This window comes from Pseudomonas sp. GNP012, assembly GCF_054343835.1.
In genome coordinates this window covers 1696842-1714349 of sequence record NZ_JBTGUU010000001.1, presented here as the reverse complement: position 1 = coordinate 1714349, position 17508 = coordinate 1696842, and the positions used below count along the sequence as shown (strand labels likewise).

Here is a 17508-nt window from a genome sequence, read left to right as displayed (position 1 = left end):
AAACTGGACTTTCCATAAGGTAGTGACGTGAAGCGTGATACCCACCTGGTTGTACTTTTGCTGTTGTTTATCGGCTGTTCCCTGGCATCACTGACTGTCTGGAAGGTGCTGGCCTCCCGAGATCGAGCGCTGGAGGATGTGAATGTCCACGGATTGAATCTCACTCAGGCGCTCGCTACCTACTCCGAAGGCATTGTCCGCCAAAGCTCCTTGCTCTTGCTCGGGCTTGTCGAACGCCTGGAAACTGAAGGTAGTGGCCCCATACAGATCCGGCGGTTAAGTGCGCTGGTCAATCGACAGCAACCCCTGATGCCACAGCTCAGTGGTATCTCCATCTACGACAATCAGGGACGCTGGTTGATGTCTTCCAATCGGCCGATTCCGGCCGGGGCGAACAGCAGTGATCGTGCCTATTTCATTCATCATCGCGACGATCCATCCCGTGAGATCCTTATCGGTCCGCCAATCCAAAGCCGTTCCAATCAGGAGTGGGTGATCACCGTCAGCCGGCGCTTCAATGATGCTCGCGGAGAATTTGCCGGGGTGGTGGCGGTAACGTTGGGGATAGAAAACTTCCTGCGGCTGTTTGGAAAGATCGACGTAGGGCAAGAGGGTGCCATCGGGTTGTCCTATACCGATGGCACGTTGTTAGCTCGCTATCCCTTCCGCGAGCAGGACATGGGGCGCAACTTTTCGAAGTCGCCGATCTATGCGAAGTATCTTGTGGACCGATCCGTCGGCACCGCGTCGTTCACCTCCAGCCTGGACGGCGTGGAACGGCTCTATGCATTCCAAAAGAGTGACAAGCTGCCGCTGATAACCACCGTCGCTCTCGGGAAGCGAGAAGCGCTCACTGCGTGGCGAATGGAGGCACTGCTGTCGGCGGTAGTGGTGACGGGGTTGCTGGGGCTCACCGGCCTCATCGGTAGGCTTTTGATCCTGGATATCCGTCGGCGTACCAAGGTAGAAGGTCAGTTGAGGGGCACTCAGGAGCAATTGCTCTCATCGAATCGGCAACTGGAGCTACTGGCGATGAAGGATGCCCTAACCGGTTTGGCGAATCGGCGCTACTTTGATGTGACATTGGCCATGGAGGCGCGACGAGCACAGCGCGAGGGGACGTCTTTGGCACTTCTGATGATTGACATCGACTATTTCAAGCTGTTCAACGATTCCAAAGGACATGTTGCCGGAGACTTCTGTCTGCAGAGCGTTGGTAAGGTCGTGGAGGAATGCGTACGCCGACCATCGGATCTAGTGGCGCGGTATGGTGGTGAAGAGATGGGCGTAATCATGCCTGATACGGACATTGATGGTGCGCAGGTTGTGGCGCAACTAATCCTGCGTCGGTTGAAAGAAGAGAGTATTTCCCACGAAGCCAGCCCATTGGGTCGAGTGAGTGTAAGTATAGGGATTGCCACTGCCGCGGGTTCCCGATTGGACCAATTGCAAAGTTTAATCGAAGCCGCAGATCAGGCGCTGTATAGCGCCAAGACACTTGGACGAAACCAGTTTGCGACGCACTGTAAAGGATGAGGGTTCGCAACTGTAATCGCCTAGCAAATTGAATCATCGCGGATTATTTGTTCCGCAAATTTTCGGTTCTGTTCGGTGCATTGCTCATATCAACCTGGATTTTCGATGTTTAGGGAAGCCTTAAGTTTCCGCTTCTGGCCGAATTCAGGCTGCCTCCACCGTCAATGGGTCGCAGGACGAAGAACCTGAGAGCTGTCCAGCTCCTGCCTGGTCATACGAAGCTTGAAAACACCGTCAGATACCTGGGAATCGAGGTCGGTGATTGACCGTCGCTATCCGGCCTGAAGTAGACGACCAGAGAAATGTGTTCATAGCCCATCAGCATCTTGGAAAGACAGATCAAGAATGTTTTATCAGTACAGGTTTCAAGCTGCGTTTAACTCGGCACCCCCTATTTGACTCAGATATGAAACACCTTGGCATTGTATTAAAAATCCCCTGAATTACTTCAGTTGACACAACACTGATAGTTCCTATGCTTGCTTTTGCCGGTTGTGGATCCGGTAGGAAATGGAGGCTTCACTTAAAGTTTCAGCCAACAGTTCCCGGACAGGAGAAGGATTAGTACAACTTACGAAAATAGTGTCCCTGGCTTCGCTTTCTCCCGGATGCCACCGCGCGTGACCACTCGATTGCGTGACGGTGACCACTGGCACAACCTTGTGGGACATTACCCAGGCCTTTCAACCGGGTGACGCGCAAGGGACTCACTTGGCCGATCCTACAGTGACAGCCGCCTGAAGCGGCATGGTCGTCGATTCGACTCCCGCGTTTTACCTTGAACATCTCAAACGACTCACCGCGAACAAGATCCAGCCTTACTTCGTACCCGCTACGGTTCACCAGCTTGAAATCATCGAGCGGCTGCTGCGCGCCGGGGTGTACAAGGGCCCGATGAATGTCGCGTTGTACGGCTATGGCTGCGGCACAATGGGGCGCAATCCATTCGACTGGATGGAGATGCTGCGTCGCACGCCGCACGGCGCCTCCAGTGTGACGTTCTGGAGCAGCATGCGCGGCAACATCGCGATTCAGCAGATGGCGACCATCCTGGGTGTCCACGTACGCGTTGGCAACGAAGACAACATCTGGGACATGCACAAGCAGCGCTGGCCGTCGGTCAAGCAAGTCGAATGGGCGGTCAGGCAGAGCGAGCAGTTCGGGCGCAAAGTGGCCAATGCCGACGGAGCGCGCAAGATCATGAAGATTGGCGTTTGGTACGAGACAGTGGAAGAAACGCTTTTCCACCTCGGCCTGCCACCGAATCGGCCAGAAGGCTACAAGGGCTTCATGACCTACGACACCGACGGGCGCCTGCCGAAGGCGGCGCAAGTATCGTCAAACCCCACCAGCATCCTGTAGCAGCCTCGTAACCCGTCAATGAACTTGTCGATCGTCTGGTCGCCATTGAGTAGGGGCAATCGAAATGCTTGTAACCAGGCGATGCAGTCGTTCAGATACTGAATCGAACCCCTGAACTTGCAGATACCCGAATGGATCCAACCGACATGTACAGATAATCGCCAAAAATGCTGATTCGATTACTCTGAAACTTGTTGTTACAAGCAGGAATACGTATCATTAATATTCAAGCTCAGGACGCAGGGAGTGCATTGTCCATACAATAAGGTCAATAAAAATAATGCTAAAAATGCTCCTCGTGTACGTTCATCTGCTCGCCAGTTGTATTGCCCTCGGCAGGGTATTGCTTGCCGATCACAAGCTTTGGAGTTGGCGCAAGGAAGCGCTGGATCAGGCGAAGCTTGAGTATCTGGAAGAAACCAGGAAAATCGCCACTCTCGCGTTACTGGCCCTTTGGGGCAGTGGTCTGCTGTTGGTCCTTCAGGGGTATCTCCTCGAGGGCACTGCGTACTTGCTCAACCAGAAGCTCTGGGCCAAGGTGGCGGTTGTCGCGCTGCTGACTCTGAACGGAGGTCTGTTGCATCGCGTCGGCTTCCCGCTGTTGCAAAAAGCCCCCTTCGTCTTGTTACCGGGTTCCGACCGCGGTCGCCTGGCACTCTTGGGGGCGTTCTCCATGAGTGGCTGGTTGTTCGCCGCTTTTCTGGGGGTGGCTCGAGCCTGGAATCATGTCATGCCATGCTTGCATGTGATGGGGGTTTTCACGGCATTCGCATTGCTGGCTTGTGCCGTGGCGCTTGTGGTCGCCAGCACGGCGGGCACGATACGTGGTGAGGAGCCTACGGTTTCATAGTGGGTGTAGCACAAACTCAAGCGTGGATAGCATGAGACCTCCCTCGGCACAGGAGTCTACCCAGGCATCCATGCTTGAAGTCGTGGATTGAATCAGTACTGACACCTGATCGCCACACGAAGGCCACTTGGCTGATTGATGAACCTTTCAGCCAACGTCTTGACCCGCGACCCGTTAACCCTTTCGGAGTGAGGAGCTCACCCGCGCACCAGATAGGCCCCTGAAGGAACCCGATAGCGCAGCTTCTTGCATTTACCGGGTGCAGGCTGATGCCCTGGCGGACGATCAGGAAACCAGATTCGGCATTTGCCCGGAGGCGGCATATGGCCGCGGGGAATCTCAACCTCGGCGTACGCCCGCTCTGGCCCGATATTAGCCATTTGCAATTGTCCTTCGGACCCTACTCTGCCAGCCGTCGGTACATCCGAAACCCGACCTGCCTCTGCGCCAGTGAAGTTGCCAGCGTCACGCCCGGTGTCCGCAGTGGATTGCTCAACAACCGCCTGCGCTGCGCGGCGCTTTTGGGTCTCCTCTGACAGCCCCTTCTGAACGGCGACCACGTCCGCGTTGGGCGAGGTTCCCGAAGATTGGGCCTGCTGCGCCGCCTGGATCAATTGGAAGTTGCGGTTGCGCAACTGGACATTGTTACCAACCCGCATGTTCGAGCGCGCCGCCAAGGTTTCAGCCTGCTGGTACTGCCCCTGCTGAAGACGCAACACACCGAGGTAATGCAGCGTCGCGGGATTGTTCGGCTGGATATGCAGGGCACGCTCAAGCGTGGCGGCGGCCTGGTCCAGTTGGCCGCTTTCATACTGCCGCGAGGCTGTTTCGATCAGGGTGGTTGATGCGTTGTTGCTTTGCGCGGGCGCTCTTCGCTCGGCAGCGACAGCACTAAACGAGGCGACAGCGCAGAACACCAGGATGAGGACCGGCGGAAAACTCTTGTTTGGCATCGGGGGCGGACTCGACTGAACTCGGACGGCACTGCCGTAAAACAGACCACAGCGCTGCTCGGCACTTCCGATACAGGGCCGCTATAGACCTGGCCAACACCCTGAAGTTCCTACTGCAACGGCCGTTGCCACCGCTTCTGTTTGTTATCAGCCCACGACTGAGATCGTTGGCTATTTAAGCAACGGCCCCCTAGAACTTTTTCCTATTTACCGGTCTATGTGGATAGGCACATGCGCTCGGTAAGCACGCCCCCTGCAAGCTTCCCGCCGCCATATAGCCACACGTCCAATTGTCCATCAGAGGTTGTCTTCGCTCATGAAATTCCATGTCCCACGGATGGTGCTCTTCGGCCTGTTCGCGTTCGCGGCAGTGGGCTCGGCATCAGCCACACAGATGAAGGATTCAACCCCTGTTTCTGCAACTCAAGCCCCAGCCATCCAGACGCCCGTCCAGGCCGCCGGCAACCCTTGGCCGAACTTGGCCAGTGTGGCCGGCAAGCAGCCAGGGCCGTTGCTTGCCCATGACGACCGATACTGGCATGACGGCCGTTGGCACGATCATAGAGACGATTGGCGCCGAGACGACTGGCGCAGGGATCAGTGGCGTAGAGATCAATGGCGTAGAGAGCAAGCCCGCCGGGAAGCCGAGCGCCGTCGTGATTGGGAGCGCCACCAGGATCGGGCCATGCGGCACCGTTACGAGGACGATCGCCGTTACTATCGTCGCTAGTGCAAATATGTTCCGGCCCGAACGCAGATGTTCATCGACTTTCTTTGCGAACGCCTGCTCTTTCAAGACCTGCCATGAGTCAAGACGATCTGCACTGAACGCAATACGTTCAGACGCCACGAGCGTGGAATCAAAGGCAACACTGTCTCCACTCCCAACGCACACCGCGCCGGGTTGCTGATTAGCGTTCCTCACCAAACTCCTGGAAGCCTTGATCATGAAAACCTTAAGCATCGAGAACTACAAAACCAACAACGCACAACACCCTTCCACGCTGGGGATCAAAACCATGGCGCTCGGCACTTACGGTGCCTACTTTGCACTGGCCGTCATTTACTTCTGGTTCGGCGGGATGAAGTTCACGCACTACGAAGCTGCCGGGCTGGTGCCGCTGGTGAGCAACAGCCCTTTCCTGGGTTGGGTTTATGACATTTTCAGTGTCGATACCTTCTCCAGTTTGCTCGGGGTTCTGGAGGTGTCGATCGGTATCCTGATTGCAGGTCGCTTGCTGTCACCCAAGCTTTCATTGATCGGCGGTGTGCTGTCTGCAGGGCTGTTCTTCACGACCTTGAGCTTCATGATCTCGACCCCCGGCGTGATTGAACCCGGCCTCGGTTTTCCAGCCATCACGGTTGCGCCGGGCCAGTTTCTGCTCAAGGACATCGGATTGCTCGCTGCTTCGATATTTGTCGCCGGCCATTCCCTGACTGAGCTGCAAAGCCGTTAAACCGATGATCGACCTCTCGCGATGGCCTGAAGCAGTTCGATGCTTTCAGGCCATTGCCCCGTCATCTTCTCCTGCCAGAACTTTCATCCAGTCCCGAGGGCTGTAGCCCGTCTTGCGTCGAAACGCGCGTGCCAGTGCCGAAGGGCTCTCATAGCCGACCTCGGCGGCGATCAGCGTTATCGACCGCCCTTCACGCAGACGCTTCTGCGCCAGGCTGATGCGCCAACTCAACAGATAATCCGCCGGCGTCTGCCCGATAACGGCGCGAAAATGCACGGCGTAGGCAGCGCGAGACATGTTCGACTCGCTCGCCAGTTCCGCAATCGACCAGGCTCGATGAGGCGCGTTGTGGATCTGCACCAGAGAGCGCGCCAGCCGCGAATCGGCCAGCCCAGCCATAATCCCCGTACGCAACTGGTGATGGTCCAGCAGGTGCCGGAACAACAAAATGATCAACAATTCGAACAACCGATCCAGCGCTGCCTCCCTGCCACAATGTCCACCTGCCGCCTCGGCGAACATCCATTTCAGCGTATCGGCCAGCATTGGCAGCTCATCCAGGGACAACACCAGACAATCGGGTAACGAAGCCGACAACGGGTTATCGACCCCGCCCTCAAACTCCATTGACGCACACAACAGTTGAGCGCCCTCGGACTCACCGGCAAACAGTTGATGCCGGCTGGGGCGTGGCATAAAAATCAGACTGGGCCGCGTCAGCAGCAAGTCCTTGCGATCGGGTCCCAGCAAGGTGACGCTACCAGCCTGCAGCAGATGGATATAACCACGTCCCTCAGCGCCGTTGTAGGACGCCAGGCCGCAAAGTCTGCCGTTGTAAAACAGGTTTGCGCGCACGCCGAACTGCGACAACAAGGTAGACAAGCGATCCATGGGCAATCTCTTGGCGAGATACAGACGCTCAGATCATAACACCGCCGGTTTGCGCTCCGACGGGGCTCAAATGCTGTACCAATTGATTGGCCATGATCGGTCCGCCCTCAGGCACCGGACCTTCTCATGACGATTGTCTGCGCCAGGTGCCGGGTGATGTGCCGAACTGGCGTTTGAATGCGCGACTGAACGCCGCTTCGGATTCGTAGCCCACTGCAAAGCCGATTTGCGCCACGTTACCGCGACCTTCGCGCAGGTGTTGAGCCGCCACGTGCATCCGCCAGAGCGTCAGGTATTGCATCGGTGGCTGCCCGACCAATGCCGTGAATCGCTCCGCGAATACCGAGCGCGACATGCCCACTTCAAGCGCCAGGGCTTCTGCCGTCCAGCCCTCGGTTGGACGGGCATGGAGCAGCGCCAGTGCGCGACCGATATGCGTATCTCGCAGACCCGCCAGCCACCCGCGCCGTTCAGGGGGGAGGTTCGCGACATACTGGCTGACGGCTTCGACGAACAGCAGTTCGGAGAGCTTGGCGATGACCGTTGCCGAGCCGACGCGCCCCGCCGCGATCTCACTGACGGCGAAACGGAAAGAGCTTTCAATCCAGGCGCCCGAAGCCGTCGCGCGCACATCCAGCTTCAACAAGGATGGCAGCGACGAAAGCAACGGGCTGAACGGTGTTTCAGAACCGAGGAACCCGCACAGCAGCTGTGTAGCCTCGCCGCCCCCACCGCACTTGATTCGTGATATGCCGCCGACTTCCGGCGGCTGAATGACTTCGCGTGCCGACATGGGCGCAACGCCCAGATCACTGCCAAAGGTATGAACGTCGTTGCGAGGAAGCAGAATGAGTTCGCCTGCCCGCACGTCGAGGGTGGCACCATCGTCGACACGCAATTGCATGTGCCCCGCCGCGACAAAATGCGAGGCGATGATATGTCGAGGGGCGGCCAGGAACGGTTTGCAATCGTCGGCCGAGATTCTTCCGCTCAGACACCAGGGCGCAGTGAACTCCGCCTCGAGGAAGACCCCTCCAGACAGCCGGATCACCCGCAATACATCAGATAGCGCATCCAGCAATTGCCAGCCCTCCTTTCCGGAGTCCGGAGCAAGTAATCAGGCGCACTGGTCATTCGCCGCCAGAATGGCGAGGCCTAGATTAGCACCAACGCGGACTCAGTGATCGAGACCATCCCCAGACGCTTCACCGATTGTCATTGACTCCTGCGTTAGCCGTAACTGGCCCATTCCAACTCGACCACGCAAGCCGGAGATCAGTATGAACACCGCCGCTACCCTGCCTCGCCCGGATTCGGGCAACGCCGCCCGTTATGCGCAACTTGTCAGATCCTCGAAGAAAGCGGAGTGGCAGATCGACCGCGACTTGCTGCAGGACCGCAGCTTCGACTTCTCGCGCAAATTCTTGCCCGACGGCCTATCGCATATCGACCGCCTGACCTTCCTCGGCGCAGACGAGGCACGCCTGCTCAGCCAGATTCAGGGTCGAACCTATGCGTACATTTTTGGCCTGGTCGAGCGTTTTATCAGTGCCAAGATGCTCGATCAGGGTCGGGCCCATGTATTTGACAATCAACTCGCACTCGAAGCGCTGGTGCGTTTTTCCAACGACGAGATCAAGCATCAGGAGCTGTTCCGGCGCATTGAGACGATGATGGGTACTCGATTGCCAGCGGGATACCGTCAGGTTGCCGATCCGAACGATGTGGCCCGCGCGGTTCTGGCGGCCAGCACCTGGGCAGTACTGGCGCTGACCTGTCATATCGAGCTGTTCGTTCAGACGCACTACGTGCAGAGCATCGCCCCGCGCGAGGAGTTGTGCCCACTGTTCAAGGACGTCTTCAAGTTTCACTGGAAGGATGAAAGCCGGCACGTCGTCCTCGATGAACTGGAGTGGGAGGCGGAGCACGCGAAACTCACGCCAGGCGAGCGTGACCAGGCCGTGAACGATCTGATTGCGCTGGTGGCGGCCGTCGACGCGATCCTGCAGGCACAATCGGCAGCCGATGCCGACTACTTCATGGGAAATGCTTCACGATCGTTCAGTGCCGATGAGACCTTGCAAATCAAGGCCTGCGTGCTGAGCGCCTACCGCTGGCAATACATTATCTCGGGCGTGCAGCATCCACACTTTGGCCGGCTGCTTGCGCGCATGACAACGCCGGCACAGATGTCCAGGGTCCAGACTGCACTGGCACCCATCATGGGCCATTGATCGACAGGGCGCGACCGTGGGATGACGTGTTGAAAATGATGGATTGAGGATGGCAGCCATGACGATTCCGATGTGGATGCTGCTTGGCTTTGCGACCTGGACCTTACTGCTGTTGATGGCAACCGTCGGGGTCTATCGCTGGGTCAGAATCCTGTTCTCGAATGTGCCGATCGCTTCTTTCCGAAGCGATCAGCTCGAAGGCGAGGATTGGTATCGGCGCGGGACAAGAGCACACGCCAACTGTGTGGAAAACCTGCCGGTCTTTGGCGTCATCGTGTTCGTGATTTCAGCCCTTGGTGTCGACGGCCCTGCGGTGAGCTACTTGTCCATGATCGTCCTGATCGCTCGTGTGTGTCAGTCTCTGGTTCACGTATCCCATGTGCAGACCGACAGGTTCGTGGCGGTTCGGTTTACCTTCTTTTGCCTACAATTGATCTGTTTTCTCGCACTCATTGTCATCGCCGCTGGTTACGGCGCAGGCATACTCAAATAGAGGTTCGACCATCCGGCAGGAAATGTCTCAACTTGATCGCAGATGCCCCTGTCTAAACTCTTTAACCAGGACGAATCAGGAGAAAAACATGCGCTCACTGACCGTTGCCGCGTTCGTCAGTCTGGACGGCGTCATGCAAGCGCCCGGCGGGCCTGAAGAGGACACCAGTGGCGGATTCCGCTTCGGTGGCTGGATCGTGCCCTACGCCGACCAGACAACCGGCCAGGCCGTACAGGACCTGTTCTCGCAACCGTTCGAGTTGTTGCTGGGGCGTCGTACCTACGACATCTTCGCCGCCTATTGGCCGCACGCTTCGGCCGACTCACCCCACCACACCATTGCCGATCTGTTCAACGGCGTGCCCAAGCACGTGGCCACCCATCGCGGCGATTCGCTGGAGTGGCACAACAGTCACGCGCTGCCGGGCAACCTGGTCGACGCGATCAGCGCGCTCAAGCGCCAGGACGGTCCTCGGCTACTGACCCAAGGCAGCGGCGACCTGGTGCGCCAACTGCTCGCCGCCGGCCTGGTGGACGAGTTGCGGCTGATGATTCACCCCATCCTGCTGGGACGCGGCAAGCGCCTGTTCGACGACAACGCACAGGCGGCGGCCTTCACCTTGCTGAACTCGATCAGCTCGCCCGGGGGTGTGCTGATCGCCCGCTATACCCGCAGCGGCGAGGTGCGCACAGGTACGTTCTAACGTGGCGGGCGGCGATAGCCCAAGTAAAATTAAGCTTGGGCTAAGGTTGCTTGTTTAGTCTTCGAAGCTTTCAGGTAGTCGAGCATTTCGAAGATGGCCCGTGTCGATACAAGCGCCAAACCGCCGTTCAGCATCGTGCTGGTGAATTACAAAACCCTCGATCTGACCAGGATCTGCCTGGACCTTTTGCGTGAGCCTGCACGCAAAGCCGGCATACCCGTCTGGGTGGTGGACAACGATTCGGCGGACGCCAGCGTCGAGTATCTGCGCTCACTGGACTGGATCAACCTGATCGAACGCGATGCCCCCACCAAAGAGCCGGGCCATATCGCCCATGGCAAGGCACTGGACATGGCGCTGGCCAGGATCAATACCGACCATCTGTTCCTGATGCACACCGACACCTTCGTCTTCGATGCCAACATCTTTGCGCTGATGATGGAGCACTGCACCAGGGACCGAAATGTCATCGCGGTCGGTTGCACCGAACAACTCAATCGCGGGTTGCCAAGGACTGTCTGGCGCTTCACCTCACGCTTCGCAAAGCACCATTTGCGTCGCCTGAAACTGTCCCTGGGCCTGCGCTCAAGAGAACCGAAGCCCTACACCGAGACTTACCTGAAAAGCTTTTGCACGCTATGGAATTGCAGGCTGATGAAGCAGCAGGGCCTGCATTTCCAGATCGATGACCGGGTGCCCGGTTATGAGCTGCAAGACCGCGCGATCGACCTCGGCTACAAGGTGGTGTTTCTGTCCCCCGGCAAAATCTTCAAGTACCTGGACCACGTCCAGGCCGGCACCGTCGCCGCTGCTGGCGGATATGGCCGGGATCACCGGCGGACCAGGATGTACCAGGACATTCTCAAGCGCTTCAGTGCCGCCAACCCCTAGATGGATTGAACAAATCGCACTCACAGAAAAGCCCACTGAACCGGCGACGGTCAGTGGGCTTTTTTGCATCAGGTGTCACTGGCTCATGATGAACGTCGCGAGGCTTTTCAGGTCGTCCGGGCTCAACTGCGCGAAGGGCGGCATGGGCACCTCCCCCCACTTCCCGCTGCCGCCGTGCTGAATGCTGGACATAACCTGGGCCATTGCCTGCGGGTCATTGGCATATTTGGCCGCCACATCGTGATAGGCCGGGCCGACGACCTTATGGTCGATTGCGTGGCAGGACAGGCAGGCGTTGTCCTTGAGCAAAACCGAAGCCTCTTTTGCCAACGGCACCTTCGGCGGCTCCATCGACAGATTCGAGGCCGCCTGGACATCGGCGTCGCTGGCCTTGGCACTGCCGTAGGTCGCCGCCAGGTAGGCGCCGATCACACTTACGTCCCGGTCGCTGATCGGAGCACCGTAGACGTGCTGCATCTTGCCCGCTTCGGCAGTCCACTGCGCCAGGTTCATGCCGGGCGGCTGGAAGTTGATGTAGTCGGCCGAATGGCAGATGGAACACTTCTGCTGCGCCAATGGGTAACCAGGCAGCGAACTGGGCTTGAACACTGCCGTTTCGGGCGGCAAGGTGATCGAGAGTGGCGCGGCGTCAGCCAGGGTCATCAGGCAAACCTGAGCGGCGCACAGCAGAGAGGTCAAAAGTTTCATGCATCCCTCCTCAGGCGACGGTCACGTGGCGGGTTTCGACGACGTGGCGGCGGTAGCCACCGGGGTTCCAGTCCGCTTGCAGCGGCTGCGTCTCGCCGGCGCTGTTGCTGGCGCGCACCATCAGCTGAGTGGCGCCCTGGCGGGTAAAGGTGATCGGCAGCGTCCACTCACGAAAGGAGAAACGGCCCAGGTCCTGCCCGAGGGTGGATTCGCGCCAGGTGGCTGCGCCATCGATCGACACCTCGACCTTGTTGACCCCGACGCCGCCGTCGAACGCGATGCCCTTGAGCACCAGGCTTTTGTTCAGCGGCAATACATCGCCGTGTTTGACGCTGGTGATGAAACTGCGCACCGGCAATCTGGAAATCGGTTGGGTTTTCGCCGCCGTGGTGCCGGGGGCAATGCACAGGCAATCGTTATCCGGAACCCGGTACCCCTTGGCCATGAAAAAACCATCGTAGGTATGGTCGACGACTTCGATCTCACTCAGGTGCTTGACCCAGTACGTGCCGAAATAACCGGGCACCACCAGACGAATCGGGTAACCGTTGAGAAATGGCAGGTCGGTGCCATTCATCGACCAGGCGATCATCGGCTCGCCGTCCATGGCATGGCTGATGTCCAGCGCCTTGATGAACTCCGGCGTGCTCGGCAGCACGGGTTTATCGAGTCCACGGAAGGTCACTTGCATGGCACCGGCTGTCACTCCGGCCTTTTCCAATACCGCCTTGAGCGGCACCCCCAGCCACCGCGCATTACCCATCGAGCCATTGCCCAACTGAGCGCCGAACACCCGCGGCATCGAGAAGCCACGGCTGTTGCCCGAACACTGATTGACGGCCACCACCTCCACCGGCTCGGCAAGCGCCTTGAGTTCGGCAAGGGAAAGCGACAGCGGCGTATCGACCAAGCCCTTGATCGTCAGGCGGTAGCTGTCCGGATCGATGCTGGTCGGAAAATTGGCCAGGTGGTAACGCACGAAAAACGCGTCATTGGGCGTGATGGCCCCTTCGTTGAAGACAGAGAACGGCGTCTCCAGGTGCGGCGGGCGTGTGGTCACCAGGGTCAACGGGCGTTTTTGCGGGTATTGCACCAGCGGTCGCGGGCCCGCGGCAAAGGTCACTTCTTCAGTGTTTTCCTCCGCGGCCCTGGCCAGATTTGCCACCGGCGAAGCCGCCAACGCCAACGTGAAAGCATCGCGTAAAACCCGCCGGCGGCTCGGCTGGCGGCTGTCTATAAAACTGAACTTCATTCTGCGCTCTCTATGATTGTTTTATCGAGATGCAACTGACTACTGTGGGAGCGAGCCTGCTCGCGATGGTCGTTAACGATTACGCGTGTTTACTGGATAAACGCAGCGCACTTGAGTCCATCGTCGGAACGCCGCCCGGAGCAAGCTCGCTCCTACATATTCCCGCCAGGGCGAAGGGGTCTCAGACTTACGGTTTCGCGTTACCCAGGTCGGAAAACAAACCAGTATCGTCAGGCCCAACCTGTCTGCTTCTCATTGAGCGTCAGCGACTTGACAATTGATGACAGAAAACCCCGTAAAGGCCGTTGTAGACACTCCGGACTCAAAGCATTGTCTGCACCATCGCCCACAAAAAAGCCCACTGACCGTCGCCGGTTCAGTGGGCTTTTTCCCTTCAGGCTATTAACTGCCCTCGCCTGCTACTGCGGATCGACCTGATCCAGCACGCGGTTCACCGACAACTCCGCCAAGGCAATCATCTGTTGAATCCCCAGCGCCAAATTGCATTTAGGGCCGCTGAGGATAAACGCCAGTTCACTGGCCATGACACTGGCCGAGGCCAGGGTTTCACAGGCGTGAACCAGGAGGGTTTCGTTGTTGACGTTGGGGGCGATGGTGAAGATGGGATTGGGACGGCGCTCGGCCATCCGGGGCTTGCGAGATGAGGACTCGGAATCGGTGTCCATCTGCGCGTCCGTATCAGGGGGATTCGGAGTTGGTTTTATCATTGTGAAGCTCCTATGAAAGTGAGCCCCTCCCCATCCGCTACCACGCAAAATAGGGAGACGGCTGTACACAGGGTGGTAGACCGGTCATAGGAACCCGGCAGGCCGAAGCCTCCCATGCACAGCCGCCACAAAGCAGCCAGCACAAAAAAACGCCCTGAGGCGTTCTGGGTCTATGAAGAAACCGGGCTACCACACCCGTTCGCTGAATTGGCAGCGACGGGGAGAAGGTTAGCGGGGTGGGTTGTGAAGTGCAAGCTCGGTGAGGGCATGCGGGAGTGGTGCACATATCCCACATAAGAAAATTGCGAAGCTGTTAACGTCCGATAACAATGCCACTAAATGTTTTTGGCTTTTTCTCCATAGCCAACTAAATTGTTAAGGTGCCTTCCACTTTCACACAAACAAGCAAGACACAATCACATTAAAGCACTCTAAATACATCCGGCTTAAAAACACTGACATGGAGCGTACAGCTTAATGCCATCACTAGCTAATCATTGGACAGGAAGACTATTCGGGACTAACACGGGGAACATCTTCTTAGAGCTGTCCCAGTCTAACAACAACATCTCCGGCCAACTCAGAATCATGGACTCTGTATTTGGAGTAAGTTTGTACTCATACACTGGAACCATAGGAGATGAAATAACCTTACACTGCACACCATTAAAGTCGGACGAAGGGGTACAAATCAGTGTGGTAGATGTAAAAGGCACGCTAACGCCTCAAGGCAGTATTCGAGGCGAATGGAAGTCTGAAATAGGCACCGCTGGAACTTTCGAAATATTCCCTCACGACATCAAAAACACTCAAAACTCCGAAAACACCGAAAACTCTCAACCTGAACAAATACACAACAAAACAATTCAACTGGGCTCTGTACGCCTATTCAAAGAGGATATAATCCAACTAATAAATTTTATAAAAAAAGACTTCACCACTGACAAAGTCGTCATTACATACTCACAAAGAGGAAGCGAGTTAACAATATATGCAAACGCCTTTCTAAATAAAACAGAAACAATTGAGAAACTAAATTACCTTAAGCTTGTCATTCAGGAACCAGAAGCATATGGAATAAATAGAGTTGTAATTATCGAACTAACAAATACAGGAACAAGCGAAATCAGGGTATCAGGGATAAATGAGTCCTGGGTGCTTGGAAAAGCCGAATCCACTTTCCAGCTATTAAAACCAAAGCAAAATCTTCTGGTTACAAACTATAGGAAATATGGACTGAATTTGAACGGAGTAATTTTTTTCGCAATGCTGATTACCATACCTGAAATCACTGACCTAACAAAACGCCTAGTATTTGTATTCTCCGTATTCATCTTGCTGAATTTACTTCTAACAACTCACAACAAACTCATCCCCAACACAGCAATTTATTTAACACAAACAAACGTAGGTCTTTTTGCAAGATCATGGCCAACCCTACTATCCTGGCTCATTGCTGTAACCAGCTCTGTAGTTGCAAGCATAATTTTCGCTCTTCTGAAAAGTTAAGCGCTGAATGAACTCCCTCATATCGCATATATATATCCAGAACAAAAACCATCACCACAAAAAAACCCACTGACCGTCGCCGGTTCAGTGGGCTTTTTTTGATCCGGCGTCTAGTTACAGAGCCATATCACTCGCAGCACTAGCCTTCGGCGCTTTCGCATCCGTATCGACAGTCACTGGCTTCACAGCCGGTGCAATCACCGGTGGCGGAGTCAGTTCCAGCACCTTGGCGGTGTAGGCCCACTCTTGAGCAACCTTCTCGGGGCTGTTGTTCAGCTGGGTGCCGTAGCTCGGTACGATCTGGTGCAGTTTTGCCTGCCACTCAGGGCTCGCGACCTTGTCCTTGAACACTTTCTGCAGCACGGTCAGCATGATCGGTGCGGCGGTCGATGCGCCTGGGGAGGCGCCCAGCAGGCCGGCGATGCTGCCGTCTTGCGAAGCGACGATTTCGGTGCCCAGTTTCAGCACGCCACCGGCGGCTTCGTCACGCTTGATGATCTGCACGCGCTGGCCGGCTTGCCACAGGCGCCAGTCTTCAGCCTTGGCGTTCGGGAAGTATTCCTTCAGGGCGTTGAGGCGGTCTTCGTCAGACAGCATCAGCTGGCCGGCGAGGTACTCGACCAGCGGGTATTCCTTGATGCCGACCTTGGTCATTGGCCACACGTTGTGGGTGGTCGTGGTGGTCAGCAGGTCCAGGTAGGAGCCTTCCTTGAGGAACTTGGTGCTGAAGGTCGCGAACGGGCCAAACAGGATCACGCGCTTGCCGTCCAGCACGCGGGTGTCCAGGTGCGGAACCGACATCGGCGGTGCGCCCACCGAAGCCTTGCCGTAGGCCTTGGCCAGGTGTTGTTCGGCGATGGTCGGGTTCTCGGTCACCAGGAACGAGCCGCCTACCGGGAAGCCTGCGTATTCCCGGGCTTCAGGAATGCCGGACTTCTGCAGCAGGTGCAGGGCACCGCCGCCGGCGCCGATGAACACGAACTTGGCGTCGGTTTCGGTCTTGCTGCCGTCTTTGAGGTTCTTGTAGCTGACGCGCCAGCTGCCGTCTTCGTTACGGGTGATGTCCTGCACTTCGCTGGACAGCTTCAAGTCGAACTTCGGCGTGGTTTGCAGGTGTGCAACGAACTGACGCGTGATTTCGCCGAAGTTCACGTCAGTACCCAGCGGGCTCCAGGTGGCCGCGACCTTCTGGCTCGGGTCACGCCCTTCCATCATCAGCGGCACCCACTGCTTGATCACAGCCGGGTCTTCGGAGTACTGCATGCCGGCGAACAGCGGGCTCGCCTGCAGGGCGTCGTAGCGTTTTTTCAGGAACTTGATGTTGTCATCGCCCCACACGAAGCTCATGTGCGGCGTGGAATTGATGAACGAACGCGGGTTCTTCAGCACGCCTTGCTGAACCTGCCAGGCCCAGAACTGACGGGAGATCTGGAAGGCTTCGTTGATTTCAACGGCCTTCGGGATCGAGACCTTGCCGTTCTCGTCTTCCGGGGTGTAGTTCAGCTCGGCCAGAGCGGAGTGACCGGTACCGGCGTTGTTCCAGCCGTTGGAGCTTTCCTGGGCGACGCCGTCGAGGCGCTCGATCATTTCCATCGAAGTGCCAGGTTCCAGCTCGTTGAGCCAGACACCCAGGGTCGCGCTCATGATGCCGCCGCCAATGAGCAGTACGTCGACTTTCTTGGCTTCTTCAGCCTGGGCTGTCGTCATCCCCAACGACAAGGCCAGCCCCAGCAGGGCTGTGTTCGCTTTCTTAAACATCTGTAGCACCTATGATAAAACGCCATCCACCCCTCCATCCTCATGCGCACAGCCCCGTGTTTCACGGCAGTCACGGATGCGGCACTCAAGGATTGCAGGGTGGGCACACAAGGCCGATGAACCGCATCGACCCCAGTTTTTTGTCCCTTCTGAACTGACTTTTTATCTTTATTGGCTTCAGCT

Annotated in this window: 17 protein-coding genes; 9 read left to right on the top strand and 8 right to left on the bottom strand. The window is 57.0% G+C overall.

Annotated elements, in window-relative coordinates; genetic code table 11:
• Nucleotides 1-27: 27 nt before the first annotated feature.
• The 3 genes from ACXX83_RS07760 to ACXX83_RS07750 all read left to right on the top strand — a co-directional run bounded on the left by ACXX83_RS07760 (nucleotide 28) and on the right by ACXX83_RS07750 (nucleotide 3748).
• Nucleotides 28-1536: a sensor domain-containing diguanylate cyclase gene (locus ACXX83_RS07760; protein ID WP_458548025.1), complete on the top strand. Its 1509-nt coding sequence runs from the start codon at nucleotides 28-30 to the stop codon at nucleotides 1534-1536.
• A 747-nt stretch (nucleotides 1537-2283) separates the two neighbouring features.
• The gene (locus tag ACXX83_RS07755; protein ID WP_458548024.1) at nucleotides 2284-2898 is read left to right on the top strand and encodes a 3-keto-5-aminohexanoate cleavage protein; all 615 of its coding nucleotides are present in this window, start codon (nucleotides 2284-2286) and stop codon (nucleotides 2896-2898) included.
• 280 nt (nucleotides 2899-3178) lie between these two features.
• Nucleotides 3179-3748, top strand: a complete 570-nt coding sequence (locus tag ACXX83_RS07750; RefSeq protein WP_015094646.1) for a hypothetical protein — start codon at nucleotides 3179-3181, stop codon at nucleotides 3746-3748.
• A 197-nt stretch (nucleotides 3749-3945) separates the two neighbouring features.
• On the opposite strand, the gene ACXX83_RS07745 is transcribed toward ACXX83_RS07750, so the two are convergent.
• Both ACXX83_RS07745 and ACXX83_RS07740 read right to left on the bottom strand, forming a co-directional pair.
• Entirely contained in the window at nucleotides 3946-4701 is a 756-nt protein-coding gene (locus tag ACXX83_RS07745) for a tetratricopeptide repeat protein (protein ID WP_458548023.1), read from the bottom strand.
• Between the two features lie 403 nt (nucleotides 4702-5104).
• Nucleotides 5105-5650, bottom strand: a complete 546-nt coding sequence (locus ACXX83_RS07740) for a hypothetical protein (protein ID WP_041474827.1) — start codon at nucleotides 5648-5650, stop codon at nucleotides 5105-5107.
• On the opposite strand from ACXX83_RS07740, the gene ACXX83_RS07735 reads away from it, so the two are divergent.
• A complete protein-coding gene (locus ACXX83_RS07735; protein ID WP_217837982.1) occupies nucleotides 5649-6158 on the top strand; it encodes a YkgB family protein in 510 nt (169 codons plus the stop codon). The genes ACXX83_RS07740 and ACXX83_RS07735 overlap by 2 nt on opposite strands.
• Before the next feature lie 45 nt (nucleotides 6159-6203).
• On the opposite strand, the gene ACXX83_RS07730 is transcribed toward ACXX83_RS07735, so the two are convergent.
• Nucleotides 6204-7049, bottom strand: coding sequence for an AraC family transcriptional regulator (locus ACXX83_RS07730; protein WP_458548022.1), 846 nt, complete (start codon nucleotides 7047-7049; stop codon nucleotides 6204-6206).
• Between the two features lie 124 nt (nucleotides 7050-7173).
• Nucleotides 7174-8130, bottom strand: a complete 957-nt coding sequence (locus tag ACXX83_RS07725; protein ID WP_458548021.1) for an AraC family transcriptional regulator — start codon at nucleotides 8128-8130, stop codon at nucleotides 7174-7176.
• 199 nt (nucleotides 8131-8329) lie between these two features.
• Between ACXX83_RS07725 and ACXX83_RS07720 the strand changes: the two genes are divergently transcribed.
• The 4 genes from ACXX83_RS07720 (at nucleotide 8330) to ACXX83_RS07705 (ending at nucleotide 11370) form a co-directional block, all read left to right on the top strand.
• On the top strand, nucleotides 8330-9283 hold the full coding sequence (locus tag ACXX83_RS07720) for a diiron oxygenase (protein ID WP_458548020.1): 954 nt from the start codon (nucleotides 8330-8332) through the stop codon (nucleotides 9281-9283).
• Between the two features lie 58 nt (nucleotides 9284-9341).
• A complete protein-coding gene (locus ACXX83_RS07715) occupies nucleotides 9342-9776 on the top strand; it encodes an MAPEG family protein (protein ID WP_217837978.1) in 435 nt (144 codons plus the stop codon).
• An 88-nt stretch (nucleotides 9777-9864) separates the two neighbouring features.
• On the top strand, nucleotides 9865-10479 hold the full coding sequence (locus ACXX83_RS07710) for a dihydrofolate reductase family protein (protein ID WP_458548019.1): 615 nt from the start codon (nucleotides 9865-9867) through the stop codon (nucleotides 10477-10479).
• 93 nt (nucleotides 10480-10572) lie between these two features.
• Nucleotides 10573-11370, top strand: a complete 798-nt coding sequence (locus ACXX83_RS07705; protein ID WP_458548018.1) for a glycosyltransferase family 2 protein — start codon at nucleotides 10573-10575, stop codon at nucleotides 11368-11370.
• A 75-nt stretch (nucleotides 11371-11445) separates the two neighbouring features.
• On the opposite strand, the gene sorB is transcribed toward ACXX83_RS07705, so the two are convergent.
• The 3 genes from sorB to ACXX83_RS07690 all read right to left on the bottom strand — a co-directional run bounded on the left by sorB (nucleotide 11446) and on the right by ACXX83_RS07690 (nucleotide 14058).
• The gene (sorB, locus tag ACXX83_RS07700) at nucleotides 11446-12078 is read right to left on the bottom strand and encodes a SorB family sulfite dehydrogenase c-type cytochrome subunit (RefSeq protein WP_458548017.1); all 633 of its coding nucleotides are present in this window, start codon (nucleotides 12076-12078) and stop codon (nucleotides 11446-11448) included.
• A 10-nt stretch (nucleotides 12079-12088) separates the two neighbouring features.
• Nucleotides 12089-13330 (bottom strand): SorA family sulfite dehydrogenase catalytic subunit, encoded by a 1242-nt coding sequence (gene sorA / locus ACXX83_RS07695; RefSeq protein ID WP_458548016.1) that lies wholly within the window; start codon nucleotides 13328-13330, stop codon nucleotides 12089-12091.
• Between the two features lie 419 nt (nucleotides 13331-13749).
• Nucleotides 13750-14058: a DUF6124 family protein gene (locus ACXX83_RS07690; RefSeq protein WP_458548015.1), complete on the bottom strand. Its 309-nt coding sequence runs from the start codon at nucleotides 14056-14058 to the stop codon at nucleotides 13750-13752.
• 477 nt (nucleotides 14059-14535) lie between these two features.
• Between ACXX83_RS07690 and ACXX83_RS07685 the strand changes: the two genes are divergently transcribed.
• A complete protein-coding gene (locus tag ACXX83_RS07685; protein WP_458548014.1) occupies nucleotides 14536-15567 on the top strand; it encodes a hypothetical protein in 1032 nt (343 codons plus the stop codon).
• A 114-nt stretch (nucleotides 15568-15681) separates the two neighbouring features.
• Here ACXX83_RS07685 and mqo read toward each other — a convergent pair whose 3' ends face one another.
• Nucleotides 15682-17325 carry a malate dehydrogenase (quinone) gene (mqo, locus tag ACXX83_RS07680; protein WP_458548013.1) on the bottom strand — a complete coding sequence of 548 codons (1644 nt, stop codon included), beginning with the start codon at nucleotides 17323-17325 and terminating at the stop codon, nucleotides 15682-15684.
• Nucleotides 17326-17508: the final 183 nt, after the last annotated feature.